Origin of the sequence: Sphaerisporangium viridialbum (assembly GCF_049674955.1) — a bacterium.
Taxonomy (GTDB): Bacteria; Actinomycetota; Actinomycetes; order Streptosporangiales; family Streptosporangiaceae; genus Sphaerisporangium; species Sphaerisporangium viridialbum.
The window spans coordinates 2,528,053-2,546,540 of sequence record NZ_CP187232.1 but is presented as its reverse complement, the minus strand read 5'-3'; the positions used below and the strand labels follow the sequence as shown (position 1 = coordinate 2,546,540).

Here is an 18,488-nt window from a genome sequence, read left to right as displayed (position 1 = left end):
GGGCCGATCCGGCAGCCCCGCCCCCGGCCGTTCAGGCGAGCGCGGAGACCGGGGCGACAAGCCCCGCCCGCCCGTAGTCGAAGGCCGAGGAGAAGACCCGCTCGAAGGCGAGCGCGATCTTGATCTCGCCGCCGCTGTTCGGATGGACGCCGTCGTAGGCGTCGCCGTACGGATCGTAGACGCCGTCCAGGTCGACCAGGACGGCCCTCGAACGAGGTGTGGACATCGCCGCCACGAGGGAGGACAGCTCCCGGTTGTAGGACGTGATGTCGCGAGCCAGGTTCGGATGGTCGCGCAGCGGCGTGCGGTGCACGACGTTGGCGAACAGGATCCGGACCTCCGGGTTGGCCTCACGTGCTCGCAGGACGAAGGTCTCGGCGTCCGCCAGGAGCCCCGCGGGACCCGAGACGCCCCAGGCCAGGTCGTTGAATCCGAGCGCGACCATGAGGTGGTCGGCGTCGTGGACGGCGACGGCGTCCCCGATGTTGTCCTTGGCCTCGCGCAGCCGGCGCCCCCAGCTCGCGTAGTGCCTGCTCTCGGAGAACACGATCCCCGGCCGGTAGCGGCCCGCGTGGACGGGGTCGCCGGGGCGGGCCGGGCGGTCGCCGGGCTGGACCGCGGAGGACACCCAGGTGCCCGCCCACGGCCCGACGAAGCGCGCCGGGACGCCCAGCGCATTGAGGTTCCGCCAGAAGCGGTAGCGCCAGGTGTAGTCGCCCTCGCGCCCCTGGCTGATGGAGTCGCCGACGATCATGATGTTCGGCGTCGCGCCCCCGCCGGCACACCGCTCACCGGCGGGCGGCGCGCTCACCCGTGCGACACGCTTCGCACCGCCGCCTCCTCCGGCGCGGAAGCACTGAGCAGACGGCGCACCGGGCCCGCGTACGCGAACACCAGGACGCCGAGACCGGCGAGGAGCACCAGCGCCATGAAGACCCACTCGCGCGAGCCGCCGGGACCGTACACCAGGTTGGGGCGGCCGACGTCGATGGCCTCGGTCCCCATCCCGGGGCGGAGCGAGTCCCGGTCACTGCCGTACAGCGCGACCTCGGCGCGGTCGATCCTGCCGTCGTCCGACCGGAACTCCCCGAGCCACGAGCAGCTCTCGTGGCCGGGGTGCTGGATGCAGCTGACGCTCCGGGCGGTGAAGACGCCGGGGTCCCCGTCGCCCCGCGCCGCGCGCAGGACCGGGCCGGCGTTCGGCACGACGAGGTACAGCAGGAAGGCGCCGATGAGGGTCAGGACCGCGGTGAAGAACGGCGAGCGCCCGTGCCTCGCGTGTTCCGCCGTCATCCCTTACCAGCCGTGCGCGTGCGCGGGACGGGCGCAGCTGCACACCATCGCGGCACGCTCGGACTCCCGGGGCCGCAGGTGGCGGACCATCGCGATCACCATGGGGATGAAGACGATCGTGTTGTAGAACAGGTGCAGCTCAACCCGGGGCACCAGGAGCTGGATGATGCTGGTCGGCACGGGACGGCCCAGCAGGTTGGACCCGCTGAGCGCCTGGCTCAGCAGGAGCAGGTGCTCGAAGTGGTGCCAGATCTGGATGACCAGAGCCGTGTTCCACCACGTGCGCGAGCCGCCGGTGAAGCCCTTCCTGAAAATGATCAAGCCGATCAGCATCAGCAGGGCGTAGCCATAGTGCATCCATTCGGACTTGACCAGCCACGGGAACGGCACGCCGAGCACGCCGCGCGCCTCGGGGATCGGCCAGCCGAGGACCCAGATCTGGATCGCCTGGGCGATGTGCTCGGCCCAGTGCGCCAGGACTATCACCGCGAACACCCCCAGACCGGCCTTGTGATAGCGGCTGTTGAGGGCGGACACCTTGACTGGACTGGCCGTTACTGCCTCGGTCGCCATGCGCAAACCTCGATCCCAGGAATCTTGACCGCGAGCCCGGCGCGCGGGTCATCGCACGGGGAACGCTCCCTGGCGCCGCGTGCTCGCGAACGCTGTCACGACGACGCCGGGAACCTGCGTCCAATTGTTCCGGGCCCCTCCAGGCACGGTCTTCTCGTGGCTTGCTCACTTACCGGCATCGGACGGCGACCGCTCAGCGCGTCGCGTGCTCGGCCGGCACTTCGGGCGGGTCGAACGGGCCCCAGGCGAAGGCGGGCAGCCACGGCCCGGGGTCCTCGCTCCAGGAGAGCTCCGCGATCTGCGCGCGCGTGCGCCGCCCGGCGAGTGAGCGCACCAGGTCGTGCCGGGGTGCGCTCAGCGTCGCAACCGGCCGCCCCGCCCCGCCGGCCACCCACCGCGCGTCACCGCTCTCGATGCGCAGCGGGGGAAGGCCGCGCCTGTCCACCTCGGCGGAGAAGCCGGCGACGACGACGTCGAGCGAGCCGGGGTAGGCCGGGTGCACGGCGGGCGGTGGCACGCCGAGCGCGTGGCGGATGTCCAGTTCGTGGGTGAACGCGTCCATCACCAGGATCGGGGCGCGCCGGACGGTGCCGGCGGCGACGAGCCGCTCCACCTGCTCGCCCGCGACGGCCCACACGTCGAGCAGGCCGGCGAGGCCGGCGTCCGCGGCGGGCGGGGGCTCCACCGGCCGGCCTCCCGACCGGCTCGTCACCCGCGCGCAGATCTCGACCAGGTGCGCGATGACGTCGCGGACCGTCCACTCCGGGCACGCGGCGACCGGCAGGGCGCCCGCGTCCGGGCGGCCGGCGAGCAGCCGCGAGAGGTTCTCCCTGACGTGCCGGTAGGCCACGTCCTGGGGGATCCGCTCCCAGCCGGGAGCGGAGGTCACGTCCTCGTACGGGCCGGTCGTCATGCGCCACTCTCCCCTGATTCGCCGGACATGCGGATACGGGTCACAAAGGCACGTTGCCGTGCTTGCGCTGCGGCGACGGCTTGCGCTTGTTGCGCAGCATCGCCAGCCCGCGCGCGACCGCCGAGCGGGTCTGCACCGGATCGATGACATCGTCGACCAGCCCCCGTTCGGCGGCGTAGTGGGGGTGCATGAGTTGTTCCGCGTACTCGGTCACCAGCTCGGAGCGCAGCGTGGCGGGGTCCGAGGCGGCGGCCAGCTCCTTGCGGAAGATGACGTTCACGGCGCCCTCGGCGCCCATCACGGCGATCTCGTTCGTCGGCCAGGCCAGCGAGAGGTCCGTGCCGATGGTGCGCGAGTCCATCACGATGTACGCGCCGCCGTAGGCCTTGCGCACGACGACGTGGATGCGCGGCACCGTGGCCTCGCAGTAGGCGTACAGCAGCTTGGCGCCGTGCCTGATGATCCCCGCGTGCTCCTGGTCGGCGCCCGGGAGGAAGCCCGGCACGTCGATCAGCGTCACCAGCGGGATGCTGAAGGCATCGCAGAAGCGTACGAACCGCGCGGCCTTCTGGGCGGCGTTGACGTCGAGGACGCCGGCGAGCACCATCGGCTGGTTGCCGACCACGCCGACCACCTCGCCGTCGATGCGGGCCAGCACGCAGATCACGTTCTGCGCCCAGTCCTCGTGCATCTCCAGGAACTCGCCGTCGTCCACCACCTCGGCGACGACCGCTCGCATGTCGTACGGCTTGTTCGGCTCGACCGGGACTATCTCGGCCAGCCTCGGCCGCACGTCCGTGGTGGCGTCGCAGGACGGCGTGCTGGGCGGGAACTCCAGGTTGTTGCCGGGCAGCATCGAGACGAGGTAGCGCACGTCCTGCAGGCAGCTCTCCTCGTCGTCGTGCACGAACGTGGCCACGCCGGAGCGTTTGCCGTGGACGTCCGCGCCGCCGAGATCCGCGTGGGTGATCCGCTGCCCGCTCACCGCCTCGACGACGTCGGGCCCGGTGAGGTACAGCTGCGCGGTGTCGCGGACCATGAACGCGAAGTCGGCCAGCGCCACCGTGTACGCCGCTCCCCCGGCGCACGGCCCGAGCACGACGCTGATCTGCGGTATCACGCCCGACGCCTGCACGCTGCGCTGGAAGATCCCGCCGTACCCGCTGAGCGCGACGACGCCCTCCTGGATCCGCGCGCCGCCGCTGTCGATCAGGCCGATGAGCGGGGCGCCGGTGGAGATCGCCAGGTCCATCACCTTGTGGATCTTGGACGCGTGCCCCGCGCCGAGCGACCCGCCGAAGATGGTGAAGTCCTGGGCGTAGACGAACACCCGGCGGCCGTCGATCGTGCCGGACCCGGTGACCACGCCGTCGGTGTGCGGCCGGTTGTCCTCCATGCGCAGGCCGTGGGCCTGGTGGCGGCGGTACATGTCGAGCTCGATGAACGAGCCCTCGTCCAGCAGCATGTCGATCCGCTCGCGCGCCGTGCGCTTGCCGAGGGCGTGCTGCCGTTCCACCCCCTGTGGACGGCCCGAGACGATGCCGTCGCGCAGGACCTTGTGCCGCTCGCGGAGCGATGCCATCGACCGGGGCGGCGGCGCCTCCTCGTGGCGGTCCCCGTTGGCGTGCTCGTCCGGACGGGCGCGGGCGCCGTCCTTGGTCCGCCTCGGCACGGAGACCGGCACGAAGTCGAGCTCCACGGTGCTCCCCGGCGCCCCCGTCGCGGGGTAGTCCAGGGTCGGGCTGGTCGCGATCCGCTCGCTCATGGCGGCATCTCCCCTCATTGCGCTCCTACGGACGTCAGGCTCGGCCGTATCGACGACCCCGCCTGGCGCGCGGACAGGTGGCCGCTTTCGTACAGCCAGCGCACCGTGTCGCCGACGGTCTCGGCGACGGGCCGGGGCGCGATGCCGAACGTGCCGGCGTTCTCGGCCACCCGCGTGGCGCAGGCGCACGTGTAGATGGCCCCGTACTCGGCGGGGATGTGCCACGGCCACACCCGCTGGACCAGATCGGTGAGCAGCCCGATCGGGATCATCCCCCGGGCCGGCAGGAACAGCGTCGGGAGCGCGCGCCCGGTGACCTCGCGCAGCGCGTTCACGTACTCCCGCGTCGAGAGGTAGCGGCCGGGCCCGAAGTGCCGGCCCGGCCCGCCGGACGGCGAGGCGAGCACCTTGGCGTGCAGCGCGGCGGTGTCCCGCACGTCGCCGACGGGGAAGCCGCCGAGCGGCCAGATCGGGGTGAGCCCGCGCAGCACGCCCCGCACGCGCGCGTTCTGGTCGCCCAGGTTCGGGTCGTGCGGGCCGAGCAGGGCGGGCGGATACGTGATGACCACCGGCGCCCCCTCCTCCTGGTGCCGGCGCGCGATCACCTCGGCCTCGGCCTTGCTCGCCATGTACGTCTCGCGGGGCCGGCCGACCGGCGAGCCCGCGTCGATCACCCCGCCCGGCGCCGGGAACATCGCGACGATGCTGGACACGTGGACGATCGTGCCCGCCCCCGCCCGCCGGGCGGCGCCGAGCACGAGCTCGGTGCCCCGGGCGTTCACCTCGCGCATCCGCGCGCGGAGCCTGCTGTCGAAGGAGTACACCGACGCCGCGTGCAACACGGCGTCGGCGCCGCGCATCGCGCGGGCCACGCTCGCCTCGTCGGTGACGTCGCCGGGAACGGCCTCGACGTCGTCGCGGCCGAGGCCGAACGGCGCGAGGGCGCGGCCGACCTTCGAGGGGTCGCGGACGAGCATGCGAACCCGGTGGCCCAGCTGTGCGATCGCCGCGACCGAATGGGCCCCGACGAATCCAGTACCGCCGGTAACGCTCACCAGCATCAGACCATCTCCTCTGATCCACACCAGTCAAATGCCTGCCCCTCCCGCCTGTCATCTCCGAGTGTGCTTTGACCCGCTGTAAGGAGGCACGTCGATCACGATTATCGATCTCAGGGGGTGCGAAGACGTTGGCAGGATGCTGTTAGGGGCGTGCAACTTGCTGACGCCGAATTGTCTGGCCAGGGCGCCGCGGATATCGGAGAGTTTGTGGTGCGAGAACGAATATGGCGGCCCGCGAGAAGAGGTCAGAAATGAAAAACCCGGAATTCACCGGCCAGCCGATCGAAACGACGGTGCACGGGAATCCGGCGCCGGGTTCACCGGCCGGCGGCATCCGGATACGGGCGGCCGGCGGCCGTCACGGGCCACCGGGGCCGCGAGGCGACGCCGGCGGGCCGTACGCGGGCCGTCAGATCCAGTTCTCCTCCTTGGCCCGCAGAGCGGCCTGGAAGCGGTTGACCGCGCCGAGCCTGGCCATGAGGTCGGCGACGTAGCGGCGGTAGGTGCGGACGGAGACGTCGATCTCGCGCGCGGCGATCTCGTCCTTGTCCGCCCTCGCCATCACCTCGAGCACCTTTCTCTCCAGCTCGGACAGAAGCGGCGCGTCCGTACTGGGCTCGGTGAACTCGCGGAAATCGGTGGCGGCGTCCCACACGCCGTCGAAATAGGTGACCAGCTGTGAGACCAGGCCGGGTTCCTTCACGAGCAACGCGCCCCGGGAGCTTTCCTTCGGATGGATGGGAACGACCGCCACACTGCGGTCGAAAATCAACATCCGGTCCATCGGGTCTTCCGTGATGTGAATCTGGCCGCCGAGGCTGACGACCTCACGCAGATATGCCGACATGTTCTGATCGTCAAGCGCTTTGGGATGGTAAACCGCCTTGACGGCGAGCCCGCGGCGCAACGAGCGAGTATCCAAAGGCAGCGCCGTTTCGATGGCGCCGAGTGAAAGGGGTCCCCCCGGATGCAGGCACAGGGTTTCCTTGTACGAGAAGAATCCAAGGTCGTCGAGCCGCTGGCGGACGCGGTCGAGGCCTTCCACCCGTTCGATGTCGAGCGCCGACGTCGCGTTCTCGCCATGCCGCTGATCCTCTACGAACGACGCGATGGCGTCGCGTGTCGTCAGAACGCGGCGTATCTCCGTGTTGAGCTCGCTCAGGCGCTGCTCTATGAGGCGTTCGATGCCGATTCTCGGCTCGGTCGCCACCACCCGGTGGCGGTCGGTGAGGTCGAGCAGGGACAGTCTTCCCAGCGTCTCGATGGCACCCTCGATCGTGTCGGGGTCCATGTCGAGCGCCTGGCGGATCGAGCCGATGCCGTCGCCACGGTGTCGAAGGAAGTACCGGTAGATCTCTACTGCTTCAGTGGGAACACCGATGACGGAAATGTCCATGGCTCGCCTCCTGGCCATGTACCTCACCCAGGGGGGACCTCGGGGTCCTCGACCCTTGCCCGGCTCCATGGATATGTATGATTAGAAACTATCAGAGATTAGATGGTTCGTAAACTCTCACATTGCTGGCCGGGTCAGGCACCGCCGGCCAGCTGGGCGAGGATCCGGTTGAGGTGGGCGCGGTCCTCGTCGGCGAGCACGCCGATCACCCGGCTGTGGACCTCCGCCGTCAGCGGATGGAGCACCTCCACCAGCAGCGCCCGGCCGGGGTCGGTCAGCTCGATCGAGTAGGCGCGCCGGTCGGCGCGGTCGCGACTGCGCACGACCAGCCCGCGCTCCTCCAGCACATCGATGATGTGCACCATCGTCGACCGGTCGACCGCGAGCCGCCGCCCGATCTCCTGCTGCGACAGCGGCCCGGCCGCCTCCAGCACTACCAGCACTCCGTAGTCGCGCCAGCGAAGATCGTCGCCCTTCAGCGCCTCTTCGAGCCTGAGCGTGACCTCGCGAGCGGCGTCGTTGAGCAGCCAGCCGGTGGACTCGGCCAAGAGCCGCGCGGTCGGCGCGGACTCGTATCCGTTCGCCCCCATAACCCCACCCTCCTCGGCGGATCAGACTTCCCGATCATCAGCCACCAGCGAGTCGGCCCATGTCGTCACGATCTCACGGACCTCCTCCCAGATCTCGGTGACCTCATCCCACGTCGTCCCGGTGTCAGGGCCGACTCGTCCTGCGGACATGGGCTCCTCCTCCACCATGAGCGCCCGTGCACCCCAGTCGACGCCGTCCTTCGCCCCTACGCTATAAGTAGCTTCGCAGATCATCAGCAAACCTGTCAATCAGCAAAGCTGATGGTTTGCAATCAGTTGTTGCGCTGCCCATGCCCGCATGTGACACTCGTGCCATATACAGGCGTGCTTGATAGGGACATGCCGCGCGTTACGGGACAGGTGACTACGGAAGGCACGTATGTGAGCGGTGATTCTCCGAGTACCGACGTACCCCTGCCGGGCTTCCTGTCCAGCTCCACCAGCCTCCTGCTGGGCAAGGCCAACGATCTTTTCAACGAGATCCTGGAGTCGGCGGTAGAGCCCTTCGGGCTGCGGTCGAAGGATTTCATCGTGCTCACGGCCATCGACTCGATGGGCCCGCAGTCACAGCAGCAGCTCGCCCGCACTCACGGCATCGACAGGACCACCATGGTCAGCGTCGTCGACGGGCTGGAGCGGCTCGGCCTGGTGCAGCGCGCGCGCAATCCGGACGACCGGCGCAAGTACGCGATAGGCCTGACCAGCGAGGGTCAGGCCCTGCTCAGGCACAAGCTCGGCCCGGCCATGCTCAACGCGCTCGACGCCTTCCTGGCGCCGTTCACCCCCGACGAGCGCGAGGTGTTCAACAAGTTCCTCTGGCGCCTGGTGCACGAGCGTGGCCGGCCGGCGCCCGAAGGCGCCGGCGGCTCGTAGGGGTCCCTGGGGTTCTAGGGCACCGGGCAGGGAAGCGTCGTGCCGGGCGGCACCGTGCGGTAGCAGGCGGCGCCGGGGCAGACCACCTTCACCGGATCGCCGAACGCCCCGAGCCCGACCAGGATCGGCTCGTGCCCGAACCGGCGGCAGGCGATGTCGGCCCAGCCGAGGGCGCCGTCCCACACGCCGGGCTGGTCGATCACCGACGCGTCGGCGTCCAGGGCGGACCACTCCAGGTAGGCGAGGTAGTCGACCTCGCGATGCCACACCGTCAGCCGGCGCAGGGAGTCGGCGGTCGACAGCGTGTTCCAGGGTTGCGCCCGCGCCGCGACCGCGCGCAGGAACGCCTCGCTGACCGCCTCCCGCACCGACCTGGCGGCGGCCGTGGCTATCGTGGTGCCCTCCCCGCTGACCCCGACGACCGCGATCTGGAAGTCGGGCCCGGGGAGCACGAACGCCGACATCCGCAGGCCGAGGGCCGGTATCGCGTCAGCGGCCCCCGGGGGGATCAGCAGGCCGAGATGCTGGGACACCCGCAGGAGCGGCATCCGCGGGCTCGCCCACCAGCGCGTGACCATGTCGTGGGCGAGCAGGTCGGCGATCGCGCCGGAGACGCCGTCCGGGGCGTCGTCCTCGATCACGCCGACGGCGGTGGGCTCGACCCGGCAGTCCCGCTCGCCCATCCACACGACCTCGGCGGGGAGCATGTACTGCTCCTGGCTCAGCAGGCCCACGCCGGCGACGCGCGCGTGGTGGTCCGGCGGGGGGTCGGGCATGAAGTCGGAAAGACACAGCTCTCTGCCGTCGCCGCCCGCGCAGGGCTCGGTGCCGCCGTCCGGGAGCAGGTGCAGCGCGTCAAGGGCCGAGGCCCGGACCCGCGCCCTGCCGCGCGCGACCTCCGGTGCGAAGCCCGCCGCGACGGTGACGACCCCCGACTCCCGCCGGTGCGCGTACGCCAGGTAGACCTCTCCGCCGAGACATTCGGCGATCTCTTCCATGTGGACCGGCGACCGCGACGCCGAAATCGCTGAGATGTCAGGTGTGGGCGCCATCAGTCACTCCTCGCGACGGATCCCGGACTTACCGAGGGTTCCCGGGTGAGGGCCCTCGGCTCGCGGCCGACTGCCGCCGCCGGAAGGGTCTTGCCACTGGCCAGGCCGCGAGCCGAGCTTCCCCGGCATCCAGCACCCCGATTCGTGTCGCGGATCGTGCAAGGTGCTGACACAACACCAGTAGAACACGTCTCGTGAAGGACGCGTCAACACGAAATGAGTGATGTAGCAATACGGAAGAAGAGAAACCCGGGCCGCCCGGGGGACGGCGTCTCGCACCCTGGCTGGAATGTCTTCTAGGCTCGATTGTCCAATAAGTTCGACAGTGCTTCCACAATACACGTGGAACCGGCGCCCATCAGCTGTCGCAACCCCGCCCTCCGGTATGGGAATCCGATAGCGCCACGGCTTCGCATTCAACGATAAAGGGGAACCCCTGTGTGAAACAAGACCCCGGAAAGGGGGAATACACGACGGCCCGCACGAATTCCGGGAAATCGGGAATCCGGGCCGGACGGGAAATGGCGGCGGCCTGGCGATCGCGCCGGTTTCCCGGTCATCCGGGATTCCGGTGCGATCGCCAGGCCGCGAGATGTCACGGTGTTCGCGAAGGCCTTCGTGTGCCGCCCGGGATCAGGCTCCCGGGCCGGTGTGTCAGGCGGCGCCGCGGGGGCTGTTCTGGTAGGCGGCGAGCTTCCACTCACCCTCGTGCCGGGCGACGACCCACGTCGCCCGGATGGCGCTCTCGTCGGAGAGCTCGGTCTGGCCGGCGCCGATGACGCCGCCCACGGTGATCACCAGGGCGGAGTCGTCGCTGATGAACCGCACGTCGATGGGCTGCCCGGTCACCTGGGTGCCCTTGTAGGGGCCCTGGAAGGCACCGGCCATGAACGCCTCGATCTCGTCCGCGCCCTTGCGGTAGAACCCGGGCAGGATCATGGTGCCGTCCGGCGTGAAGACGTCGGCGAAGGCCTTGGCGTCCTGGCGCGCCCACGCGGCGACGATGCGCCCGGGGACGGAGACCACGGCGGCCTTGTCCGCCTCGGTGACGCCGGCGTCGATGGTCGCTGAGGAACTGGATGTGGCCATGGTCAATCCTTCTCCGTGAGAGGCGATGCTGAGGAAAGATCGCGACCGGGCATCGGCCCGCCGATCAGATGTAGAGGGTGTTGGGCTCGAGACCGCACAGGATCCGGCCGTACAGCTCGGCGTTGGTGTCGGGGTGCATCAGGGCGTGCAGGTTGACCGCCTGGATGTCACGGGCGATGCGCTGGATCGGCACGTGGCTGTAGATCGACGACCCGCCGCTGGCCGTGTTGAAGATGTCCACGGCCTCCTTCGCCAGGCGGCACACCGCGCCCATGTCGGCGCGTGCCCTGGCCCGCTCCTCCAGCGTCCACGAGGCGCCCTCGACGCCCTTGGTGTCGACCAGGGACGCCAGCCGGTGGGCGTGGAACTCCGCCTGGTCGATCTTCATCGACGCCTCCGCCACCTGCAGGTGGGTCAGCGGGGCCTCGCTCTGGCTGGCGTAGGCGGTGTAGCTGATCTTGCGCTCGGGGAGCCGCTCGAAGAACGCCTCCTTGGCGCCCTTGGCCATACCGACCACGGTGCCGACCGAGGAGGCCGAGGCGACCGGGAGCAGCGGGGTCCGGTAGATCGGGCGGCCGGCGTTGGCCGGGGAGGCGGACTGGCCCTGCAGCACCGCGGGCAGGGGAAGCCAGCGCTCGGCCGGGATGAACACGTCCTGCGCGATGGTGCTGACGCTGCCGGTGCCCTTCAGGCCCGCCGTGTACCAGTCGTCGGCGATCTGCAGGTCGGAGATCGGGACCAGCGCCATGATCGGCATGGGCTCGCCCTCGCCTCCGACCAGGATCGCGACGACCACCTGCCACTGGCTGTGCAGGGCGCCGCTGATGAAGCCCCACTTGCCGTTGACGACGATGCCGCCGTCGACCGGAGCGGCCATCGCGGTCGGGCTCAGGGTCCCGCACACCCGCACGTCGGGGGTCGAGAAGACCTCGTCCTGGACCTGGTCGGGGAACAGGCACGCCATCCAGGTCGGGATCCAGTACACCGAGGCCACCCAGGAGGTCGACCCGTCGGCCCGGCCGAGCTCCGACGCCACGTCGACCAGCGTGCGGGTGTCGGCCTCGTAGCCGCCATAGCGGATGGGCACCCTCAGCTTGAAGACGCCGGCGTCGGCGAGGGCCTCGATGGACTCCTCGTGAACGCGCCGGTTCTCCTCCGCCCAGGCCGCGTTCTTACGCAGCAGCGGCACCAGTTCGGACGCACGACGGACAAGCTGTTCCCGCGTCGGAACATCGGTCGTCAGCACCATATCCTCCTAAAAGAATCCGACGAGAATCCGCGGAGCCGGCGAGATCCGCCGGATGGCGGGAAACCAGTCGTGGCCGGATGGCCGTCCGCCGATGCTCACCATTCGAAGGTCGCATTTCACGCCCCGCAGACGCATCTTCTGGATTGCGGGTCTCGTGGCGGAGGGCACCGGCACCGCAACGTGAAAGATGCCCGCCGGGATCTCCGGATGTGACGATTAGGGTCCGCAACTGGCTTGCGGGGTGCCCGCCCATCACCGCCGGCGAGCGGGAGGTAATCCGGCTCCCGCCGTTTCCCCCACACCCTTTCCGCCGGCGCGCGCGTGCGATCGCGGACTTTCTTCGGGCGCGTCCCATGGACGGCGACGCTCGACGGCTACCGATTCATCAAGGAGTTGAGGTGCTAGAAGAGGGAAGCAGTCCGATGGAAGGCGACCAGGCCCCCGCCGACGTCACGACCGAGGCGCGGCGGAAGACCCGCCCGCTGACCGGCGACGAGTACATCGAGAGCCTGCGCGACGACCGTGAGATCTACCTCTACGGCGAGCGGATCAAGGACGTCACCTCGCATCCGGCGTTCCACAATCCCATCCGCATGACGGCGCGGCTGTACGACGCGCTGCACGACCCGGCGAAGCGCGACATCCTCACCAAGCCGACCGACACCGGCAGCGACGGCTACACCCACAGGTTCTTCACCACGCCGCACAGCGTCGAGGACCTCGTGGGAGACCAGCAGGCCATCGCCGAGTGGTCGCGCATGAGCTACGGCTGGATGGGGCGAAGCCCCGACTACAAGGCCTCGTTCCTCGGCACGCTGGGCGCGAACGCCGACTTCTACGAGCCCTTCTCCGACAACGCCCGGCGCTGGTACCGGGAGTCCCAGGAGAAGGTCCTGTTCTGGAACCACGCCATCGTGCACCCGCCGGTCGACCGCAACCGCCCGCCGGACGAGGTCGCGGACGTCTTCGTCCACGTGGAGAAGGAGACCGACGCCGGCCTCATCGTCAGCGGGGCGAAGGTCGTGGCGACCGGCTCGGCGCTGACCCACTACAACTTCATCGCCCACTACGGACTGCCCATCAAGGACAAGCGGTTCGCGCTGGTGGCCACGATCCCCATGGACGCCAAGGGCATGAAGCTGATCTGCCGGCCGTCCTACTCCGCCGCCTCCACGGTGATGGGGAGCCCGTTCGACTACCCGCTCTCCTCGCGGATGGACGAGAACGACACCATCCTGGTGCTGGACAAGGTGCTCATCCCCTGGGAGAACGTCTTCGTCTACGGCCACCTGGGCAAGGCCCTGCTGTTCACCGGCCGCTCGGGCTTCTTCGAGCGCTTCACCTTCCACGGCTGCACCCGCATGGCGGTCAAGCTGGAGTTCATCGCCGGCCTGCTCATCAAGGCGACGGAGATGACCGGCTCCAAGGACTTCCGCGGCGTGCAGACCCGCATCGGCGAGGTGCTGGCCTGGCGCAACCTGTTCTGGGCGTTCTCCGACGCGGCGGCGCGCAACCCGGTCGAGTGGAAGGACGGCGCGCTGCTGCCCAACCCCGCGTACGGGCTGGCCTACCGGTGGTTCATGCAGATCGGCTACCCGCGCGTCAAGGAGATCATCCAGCAGGACATCGCCAGCGGGCTGATCTACATCAACTCCAGCTCGGAGGACTTCAAGAACCCCGACATCCGCCCCTACCTGGACAAGTACATCCGGGGCTCGGACGGCAGCGACGCCGTCGAGCGGATCAAGGTCATGAAGCTCCTCTGGGACGCCGTGGGCACCGAGTTCGGCGGGCGCCACGAGCTCTACGAGCGCAACTACGCCGGCAACCACGAGAACACGCGCGTGGAGCTGCTCGGAGCGCAGATCACCAACGGCCAGGTCGACGGGTACAAGGCCTTCGTCGACCAGTGCCTCTCCGAGTACGACCTGGACGGCTGGACCGTCCCCGACCTGTCCTCCTTCGACCACCTGCGCCGCATCGGGAACGGCACGCTCAACGGCTGACCCACCGACGGCACCACTGACCGGGACCACCGATGCGCCGCGCATCGGTGGTCCCGTCGTCTTTCCCCCTTTCCCCGTCACCGGGGTCCGCGTACGGGAAGCACGGCAGGCTCAGGGAACGCGAGAACGGCGGAGGTGGGTCACCTCCGCCGTTCCTTGAACGCCCTGCCAGGGGCGCCCGCTACGCCGGGGCCGCCGCGGCGGGGATCCGGTCGTCGCCGCCTTCGAGCACGACGTACGGGTCCTCCATCTCGTACCAGCCGAGGCCGGGCGGGCAGCGGTCGTAGCCGAGGAGCCGGCGCACCTCCTCGGGGTAGGCGAGCACGGCCTCCTTCGGCACCGCCAGGTACTGGTTCTCCTCCTGGCGGAGGTTGCCGAGGTCCAGCGCGAGGGTCATGCCGGTGCGCGGGTCCTCGGTGGTGTTGCGCCCCCCGCCGTGGTAGACGCCGCCGAGCCAGATCAGGCCGGATCCGGCGGGCATCTCGGTGGGGTAGGCCTCGGAGGCCTCGGGGGCGCGCTCGTCGTCCCAGTGATGGCTGCCGGGGATGACCAGCGTGCCGCCGTTCGCCGCGGTGAACTCGCTCATGGCGACCATCAGCTGCACCCGGCTGGTCGGGCCGGGGTGGCGGCGCAGGTGCAGCGCGTCGTCCCGGTGCAGGGGCTGCTTGCCCTGGCCCGAGTGGATCTGGATGAGCTGCGTGCCGCTGATCTGGATGGTCGGGGTCATCTCGACCCGCGACTTGCCGATCCACATGGGCACGGGCTTCTGCATGATCGCGCGCGCGGCCCCGAGGTAGAGGCGCTGCGTCACCACGGGCGTCAGATGGGTCGTACGGGCGAACAGCGACGACACCCGACGGGTCCGCTTGCCGTTGTACCAGTCCTCGCCATAGGCGCAGGCGTCGAGGGCCGGCGCGAAGTCGTCCCACAGCGCGGCCAGCGTTCGGTCGTCGACGAAGTTCTCGACGATCACGCCTCCGTCGCGCTCCAGGATCTCAACGACCTCACCGAGGTCGGCATCGGGCTGCACCCGGATAAGGCCCGCCATCGGGACCACCTTTCCTCACCAGAGTTGTTCGTACGGCCGCGCGGAGCCCAGGCTCGCGCGCGGCCGTCACGGATGACGCGCGGGCGGGTCACGCCCTCGGCTTGCCGGCCCTCGCGACGACGGTGCGGATGAAGCCCGCGAGGTCCGGGTCCTCCTCGAAGATGTCGCCGACCTCGATCCAGATGCCGAGCTCACCCTCGACCCGCGAGGCGAGCCGGTTCGCCGAGATCGACTCGCCGTTCAGCTCGAAGAACGTCTCGTCCTCGTGGCCGGCCGGCACCTGGAGCACGTCCCTCCAGATGGCCTCGACCTTCGCCTCGATCGTGGCGACGCTGAGCTCCGTGCCCTGGTCTGTAGTCATTTCGCTGTCCTCTCGCTTGCCGGGCAAGCCTTCTCGATCGTTCAACGGTGTGTCGCGGTTGCTCAGGCCCATCGCACCGGCGCGTCCGGGGCGGTCGCCGTGCTGTCCAGAACCCGGTGGAAGTCCGCGGCCATCTGGATGATCGTGCTCTCGTCGAAGAGGTTGCTGTTGTAGCCGAGGGTGCCGACGATGTCGCCGGTGGAGTCGATCTCCAGGTGCCACATCGCGCCGTCCGGGATGTCGCCGCCCACGGCCTGCGACAGCAGGCGCCGGTGGATCTCGGTGTAGGTGATGCCCCCGGCCGACTCGGAGGTGGCGAGGGGGGAGCGGAAGACCTGGAAGGCGCACACGGCGGCGTCGTCGGCGAAGGAAGGAAGCATGAGCTCGGGGGCCACCCCGAAGACCTCGGCGAAGGGGATGTCGTTGCTGTAGGCCTCGATGCAGGTGGCCCGGGTCCGCTCGACGACCTCCCGGAAGGTGCCGCACCCCGCGAGGTCGACCCGCAGGGGGACGAAGTTGAAGAAGGACCCGACCGTGTCGTGGAACCGCGTGTGGCCGCGACCGGAGGTGAACGTCGGGACCGCGATGTCGGTGGTCCCCGTCGTCTGACGGAGCATCGTGGCGTAGGTGGCGAGCAGCACCATGAAGGGCGAGCTGCGCGTGCTCTTGGAGATCTCCAGGACCTTGGCCGTCAGCTCGGCGGGCAGCCAGAAGCGGTGCCATGCCGTCGTCTTCGGAAGCCCTTCCGAGCGCAGGTGGTCGGTGGGGGTCGCGAGGATGCGCCCGCCCGCCAGCTTGTCCCGCCAGTACTCGCGCTTCTTGCTCGCGGACGCGCCGGCCTCGCTGGTCTGCCAGCGGGCGAACTCCTGGTACTGGGACACCTCGGGAAGCTCCACCGGGTGCCCCGTACGGGCCGCGTAGAAGCCGACGAGGTCGCGCATGATCAGGCGCATGGACCACTCGTCGGCGGCCGTGTGGTGGGCGATCAGCACGAGCATCGAGTCGTCGTCGTCGAACGTGCCGAGCACGGCGCGCAGGAGGGGCAGCTCACGGATGCCGTAGGCGCCGAGCTCGATCTCGACGAGCAGCTCCTCCGCGCGCAGCTCGCGCCCGCCGGGGGCGACATCGGTGAAGTCGTGGGTGACCAGGATGGGAGGAGTGGGCGGGAGGACCTTCTGGTACCTGTCGTCCTCCTCCCTGACTATCAGGGTGCGGAGTGCCTCGTGGCGGACCACCACGTCATTCAGGGCGTCCTGCAGGATGGCGGGCTCGACCTTCCCGCTGAGGCGCCAGCCGCACACGATGTTGTACTTGGGGCCGAACGGCCCCTCGTCCTCGCCCCTGTCGAAATTGAAGAGGAATTGCTGATTGAAGGAGAGCGGAATTCGCTCCGCCACGTCGCTCGGTGTGTGCGGTGCCTCAGAAATGGTCATGATGCGCCACGTCCTCCTTCAGGTCGTGCGAGATCGGCACCGCCGGGCTCGGTGCGTAAAGTCGATTCCCGGGGAAATCGGCCGGCTCGGGGATATCGCGTCCAGCCCATATTGACTAACTGTACGAACCCCGAGCCGGAATACGGTTCTTCTGGAATGCCGAGTGACGCCGGCGGGTCAGCGCAGTTCGACGTCCTTGCTCACGGGCGCCTGGAGGAACTCGCCGCGGGACACCGCGGCGGCCACGACCTCGATGTCGTCCGACATGTAGCGGTCACGGTCCAGGGTCGGCACCAGCGACCTGACGAGGTCGTAGGTGGCCTTGCCGACCGGGCTGAGCCGGTCGTACCGGCCGGACACGTCCACCGCCTGCGCCGCGGCGAGGAACTCCACGGCGAGGATGCGGTTGTTGTTCGACAGCACCCTGCGGGCGTTGCGGGCCGCGATGAGTCCCATGCTGACGACGTCCTGGTTGTCGCCGTTGGACGGGACGCTCTGGGTGCTGGCGGGGCCGATGGTCCGGTTCTCGGCGACCAGGGCCGTCGCCGGGTACTGCGCTCCGGCGAAGCCGCTGTTCAGGCCGGGGTCCCCCGCCACCAGGAACTCGGGGAGCCCGTCGCTGAGGTGACGGTTCAGCAGGCGGTTGGTGCGGCGCTCGGAGAACACCCCGAGCTGGGTGAGCGCGATGGTGACGTAGTCCATCGCGAACGCGATGGGCTGGCCGTGGAAGTTCGCGCCGTGGAAGATCTCCTTGCCGGCGAAGAACAGCGGGTTGTCGTTGGAGGAGTTCAGCTCGATCTCGAGCTTCTCCACGGCGTGGTAGAGGGTGTCGCGCACGGCGCCGACGACCTGGGGGATGGCGCGCAGGGTGTAGGCCTTCTGGATGTAGACCTCGGTCCTGTGCACGCCCTCCCCCGACTTCGCCTCCTGCGCCTGGCGGCGCAGCTCGGCGTGCTCCAGGGTGAGACCGCTCCCCCGGATCAGCGCGCGCATGTTGGCGGCCGTGTCGATCTGCCCCTTGTGCGGGCGGGCGATGTCGTGGCCCTCGGCGAGGAACGGGCTGGTGGAGCCGCGCAGGGTCTCCACGACCAGCGCCGTGACGATCTCGGCCTGCCGCACCTGGTTGAGGGCCCTGCCCACGACCAGGGCGCCGAGGCCGGTCATCCCGGACGTGCCGTTGATCAGCGACAGGCCCTCCTTGAACCTGAGCTGCAGCGGCTCGATGCCGTTCTCACGCAGGACCGTGGCGGTCTCGACCCGCTTGCCGTCACGCAGCACGTAGCCCTCGCCGATGAGCGTGCTGGCGATGTGCGCCAGCGTCGCGAGGTCGCCGCTGGCGCCGAGCGAGCCGATCTCCGGGATCGCCGGGGTGATCCCGAGGTTGAGGTACAACGCGAGGCGTTCCAGCAGCTCGGGCCGGACCGCGGAGTAGCCCCTGGCGAGGGCGTTCAACCGGGCCGCGACGATCGCCCTGGCCTCGTCCTCGGCGAACAGCGGGCCGACGCCGGCGCTGTGGCTGCGGACCAGGTTGGTCTGGAGCTCCACCTCCTTGGAGGTGTCGACGAGCATGTAGATCATCTCGCCATAGCCCGTCGTCACACCGTAGACCGGGATGTTCTGCCGCACGGTGTCCTCGAACATCGCCCGGCTGGTGGCGGCCCTGGCCAGAGCCGCCGGGGCCACGCTGCAGGTCGCCCAGTCCTCTGCGACCCTCCGGACATCGGCGATTTCCAGGCTCTCACCATCGAAATCAACTGAGAGCTCGGTTTCGACCAGAGTCACGATT

18 protein-coding genes are annotated in these 18,488 nt (G+C 69.5%); 2 read left to right on the top strand and 16 right to left on the bottom strand.

Annotated features, from left to right (window positions below):
• Positions 1–31: 31 nt before the first annotated feature.
• The 9 genes from ACOZ38_RS11250 to ACOZ38_RS11210 form a co-directional block, all read right to left on the bottom strand.
• The gene (locus ACOZ38_RS11250) at positions 32–811 is read right to left on the bottom strand and encodes a GDSL-type esterase/lipase family protein (RefSeq protein ID WP_424530175.1); all 780 of its coding nucleotides are present in this window, start codon (positions 809–811) and stop codon (positions 32–34) included.
• On the bottom strand, positions 808–1,293 hold the full coding sequence (locus ACOZ38_RS11245) for a hypothetical protein (protein WP_424530173.1): 486 nt from the start codon (positions 1,291–1,293) through the stop codon (positions 808–810). The genes ACOZ38_RS11250 and ACOZ38_RS11245 overlap by 4 nt, the downstream gene beginning before the upstream one ends.
• Positions 1,294–1,296: 3 nt before the next feature.
• Positions 1,297–1,866 carry a hypothetical protein gene (locus ACOZ38_RS11240; RefSeq protein ID WP_424530171.1) on the bottom strand — a complete coding sequence of 190 codons (570 nt, stop codon included), beginning with the start codon at positions 1,864–1,866 and terminating at the stop codon, positions 1,297–1,299.
• A gap of 193 nt (positions 1,867–2,059) precedes the next feature.
• Positions 2,060–2,779, bottom strand: a complete 720-nt coding sequence (locus ACOZ38_RS11235; RefSeq protein WP_424530169.1) for a maleylpyruvate isomerase family mycothiol-dependent enzyme — start codon at positions 2,777–2,779, stop codon at positions 2,060–2,062.
• Positions 2,780–2,819: 40 nt separating this feature from the next.
• Positions 2,820–4,544 carry an acyl-CoA carboxylase subunit beta gene (locus ACOZ38_RS11230; RefSeq protein WP_424530167.1) on the bottom strand — a complete coding sequence of 575 codons (1,725 nt, stop codon included), beginning with the start codon at positions 4,542–4,544 and terminating at the stop codon, positions 2,820–2,822.
• Positions 4,545–4,558: 14 nt separating this feature from the next.
• Positions 4,559–5,605, bottom strand: coding sequence for an NAD-dependent epimerase/dehydratase family protein (locus tag ACOZ38_RS11225; protein ID WP_424530166.1), 1,047 nt, complete (start codon positions 5,603–5,605; stop codon positions 4,559–4,561).
• Between the two features lie 409 nt (positions 5,606–6,014).
• Positions 6,015–7,001 (bottom strand): helix-turn-helix transcriptional regulator, encoded by a 987-nt coding sequence (locus ACOZ38_RS11220; protein WP_405146106.1) that lies wholly within the window; start codon positions 6,999–7,001, stop codon positions 6,015–6,017.
• 134 nt (positions 7,002–7,135) lie between these two features.
• Positions 7,136–7,591, bottom strand: coding sequence for a MarR family winged helix-turn-helix transcriptional regulator (locus ACOZ38_RS11215; RefSeq protein ID WP_424530164.1), 456 nt, complete (start codon positions 7,589–7,591; stop codon positions 7,136–7,138).
• A gap of 21 nt (positions 7,592–7,612) precedes the next feature.
• Entirely contained in the window at positions 7,613–7,741 is a 129-nt protein-coding gene (locus tag ACOZ38_RS11210) for a hypothetical protein (protein WP_405146102.1), read from the bottom strand.
• A 231-nt stretch (positions 7,742–7,972) separates the two neighbouring features.
• Between ACOZ38_RS11210 and ACOZ38_RS11205 the strand changes: the two genes are divergently transcribed.
• Positions 7,973–8,464, top strand: a complete 492-nt coding sequence (locus ACOZ38_RS11205; protein WP_424530162.1) for a MarR family winged helix-turn-helix transcriptional regulator — start codon at positions 7,973–7,975, stop codon at positions 8,462–8,464.
• A 14-nt stretch (positions 8,465–8,478) separates the two neighbouring features.
• Here ACOZ38_RS11205 and ACOZ38_RS11200 read toward each other — a convergent pair whose 3' ends face one another.
• The 3 genes from ACOZ38_RS11200 to ACOZ38_RS11190 form a co-directional block, all read right to left on the bottom strand.
• Positions 8,479–9,516 carry a hypothetical protein gene (locus ACOZ38_RS11200; protein WP_424530161.1) on the bottom strand — a complete coding sequence of 346 codons (1,038 nt, stop codon included), beginning with the start codon at positions 9,514–9,516 and terminating at the stop codon, positions 8,479–8,481.
• A gap of 654 nt (positions 9,517–10,170) precedes the next feature.
• Positions 10,171–10,605 (bottom strand): SgcJ/EcaC family oxidoreductase, encoded by a 435-nt coding sequence (locus ACOZ38_RS11195; protein WP_424530159.1) that lies wholly within the window; start codon positions 10,603–10,605, stop codon positions 10,171–10,173.
• 64 nt (positions 10,606–10,669) lie between these two features.
• A complete protein-coding gene (locus ACOZ38_RS11190; protein ID WP_424530158.1) occupies positions 10,670–11,854 on the bottom strand; it encodes an acyl-CoA dehydrogenase family protein in 1,185 nt (394 codons plus the stop codon).
• A gap of 398 nt (positions 11,855–12,252) precedes the next feature.
• Here ACOZ38_RS11190 and ACOZ38_RS11185 point away from each other — a divergent pair, with 398 nt between their 5' ends.
• Positions 12,253–13,860 (top strand): 4-hydroxyphenylacetate 3-hydroxylase family protein, encoded by a 1,608-nt coding sequence (locus ACOZ38_RS11185; protein ID WP_424530156.1) that lies wholly within the window; start codon positions 12,253–12,255, stop codon positions 13,858–13,860.
• 181 nt (positions 13,861–14,041) lie between these two features.
• On the opposite strand, the gene ACOZ38_RS11180 is transcribed toward ACOZ38_RS11185, so the two are convergent.
• The 4 genes from ACOZ38_RS11180 to cmdF form a co-directional block, all read right to left on the bottom strand.
• A complete protein-coding gene (locus ACOZ38_RS11180) occupies positions 14,042–14,908 on the bottom strand; it encodes a phytanoyl-CoA dioxygenase family protein (RefSeq protein ID WP_424530154.1) in 867 nt (288 codons plus the stop codon).
• Between the two features lie 88 nt (positions 14,909–14,996).
• Positions 14,997–15,269: a phosphopantetheine-binding protein gene (locus ACOZ38_RS11175; RefSeq protein WP_405146089.1), complete on the bottom strand. Its 273-nt coding sequence runs from the start codon at positions 15,267–15,269 to the stop codon at positions 14,997–14,999.
• A 62-nt stretch (positions 15,270–15,331) separates the two neighbouring features.
• On the bottom strand, positions 15,332–16,702 hold the full coding sequence (locus tag ACOZ38_RS11170) for a condensation domain-containing protein (protein ID WP_424530152.1): 1,371 nt from the start codon (positions 16,700–16,702) through the stop codon (positions 15,332–15,334).
• 177 nt (positions 16,703–16,879) lie between these two features.
• Positions 16,880–18,484 (bottom strand): tyrosine 2,3-aminomutase, encoded by a 1,605-nt coding sequence (gene cmdF / locus ACOZ38_RS11165; RefSeq protein WP_424530150.1) that lies wholly within the window; start codon positions 18,482–18,484, stop codon positions 16,880–16,882.
• Between the last annotated feature and the right edge of the window lie 4 nt (positions 18,485–18,488).

What these genes read in the sequence shown, in the direction of transcription:
- ACOZ38_RS11245 (WP_424530173.1), bottom strand. Translation starts at nt 1,293, where the DNA reads ATGACGGCGGAACACGCGAGGCACGGGCGCTCGCCGTTCTTCACCGCG.
- ACOZ38_RS11240 (WP_424530171.1), bottom strand. Translation starts at nt 1,866, where the DNA reads ATGGCGACCGAGGCAGTAACGGCCAGTCCAGTCAAGGTGTCCGCCCTC.
- ACOZ38_RS11235 (WP_424530169.1), bottom strand. Translation starts at nt 2,779, where the DNA reads ATGACGACCGGCCCGTACGAGGACGTGACCTCCGCTCCCGGCTGGGAG.
- ACOZ38_RS11230 (WP_424530167.1), bottom strand. Translation starts at nt 4,544, where the DNA reads ATGAGCGAGCGGATCGCGACCAGCCCGACCCTGGACTACCCCGCGACG.
- ACOZ38_RS11225 (WP_424530166.1), bottom strand. Translation starts at nt 5,605, where the DNA reads ATGCTGGTGAGCGTTACCGGCGGTACTGGATTCGTCGGGGCCCATTCG.
- ACOZ38_RS11220 (WP_405146106.1), bottom strand. Translation starts at nt 7,001, where the DNA reads ATGGACATTTCCGTCATCGGTGTTCCCACTGAAGCAGTAGAGATCTAC.
- ACOZ38_RS11215 (WP_424530164.1), bottom strand. Translation starts at nt 7,591, where the DNA reads ATGGGGGCGAACGGATACGAGTCCGCGCCGACCGCGCGGCTCTTGGCC.
- ACOZ38_RS11210 (WP_405146102.1), bottom strand. Translation starts at nt 7,741, where the DNA reads ATGTCCGCAGGACGAGTCGGCCCTGACACCGGGACGACGTGGGATGAG.
- ACOZ38_RS11200 (WP_424530161.1), bottom strand. Translation starts at nt 9,516, where the DNA reads ATGGCGCCCACACCTGACATCTCAGCGATTTCGGCGTCGCGGTCGCCG.
- ACOZ38_RS11195 (WP_424530159.1), bottom strand. Translation starts at nt 10,605, where the DNA reads ATGGCCACATCCAGTTCCTCAGCGACCATCGACGCCGGCGTCACCGAG.
- ACOZ38_RS11190 (WP_424530158.1), bottom strand. Translation starts at nt 11,854, where the DNA reads ATGGTGCTGACGACCGATGTTCCGACGCGGGAACAGCTTGTCCGTCGT.
- ACOZ38_RS11180 (WP_424530154.1), bottom strand. Translation starts at nt 14,908, where the DNA reads ATGGCGGGCCTTATCCGGGTGCAGCCCGATGCCGACCTCGGTGAGGTC.
- ACOZ38_RS11175 (WP_405146089.1), bottom strand. Translation starts at nt 15,269, where the DNA reads ATGACTACAGACCAGGGCACGGAGCTCAGCGTCGCCACGATCGAGGCG.
- ACOZ38_RS11170 (WP_424530152.1), bottom strand. Translation starts at nt 16,702, where the DNA reads ATGACCATTTCTGAGGCACCGCACACACCGAGCGACGTGGCGGAGCGA.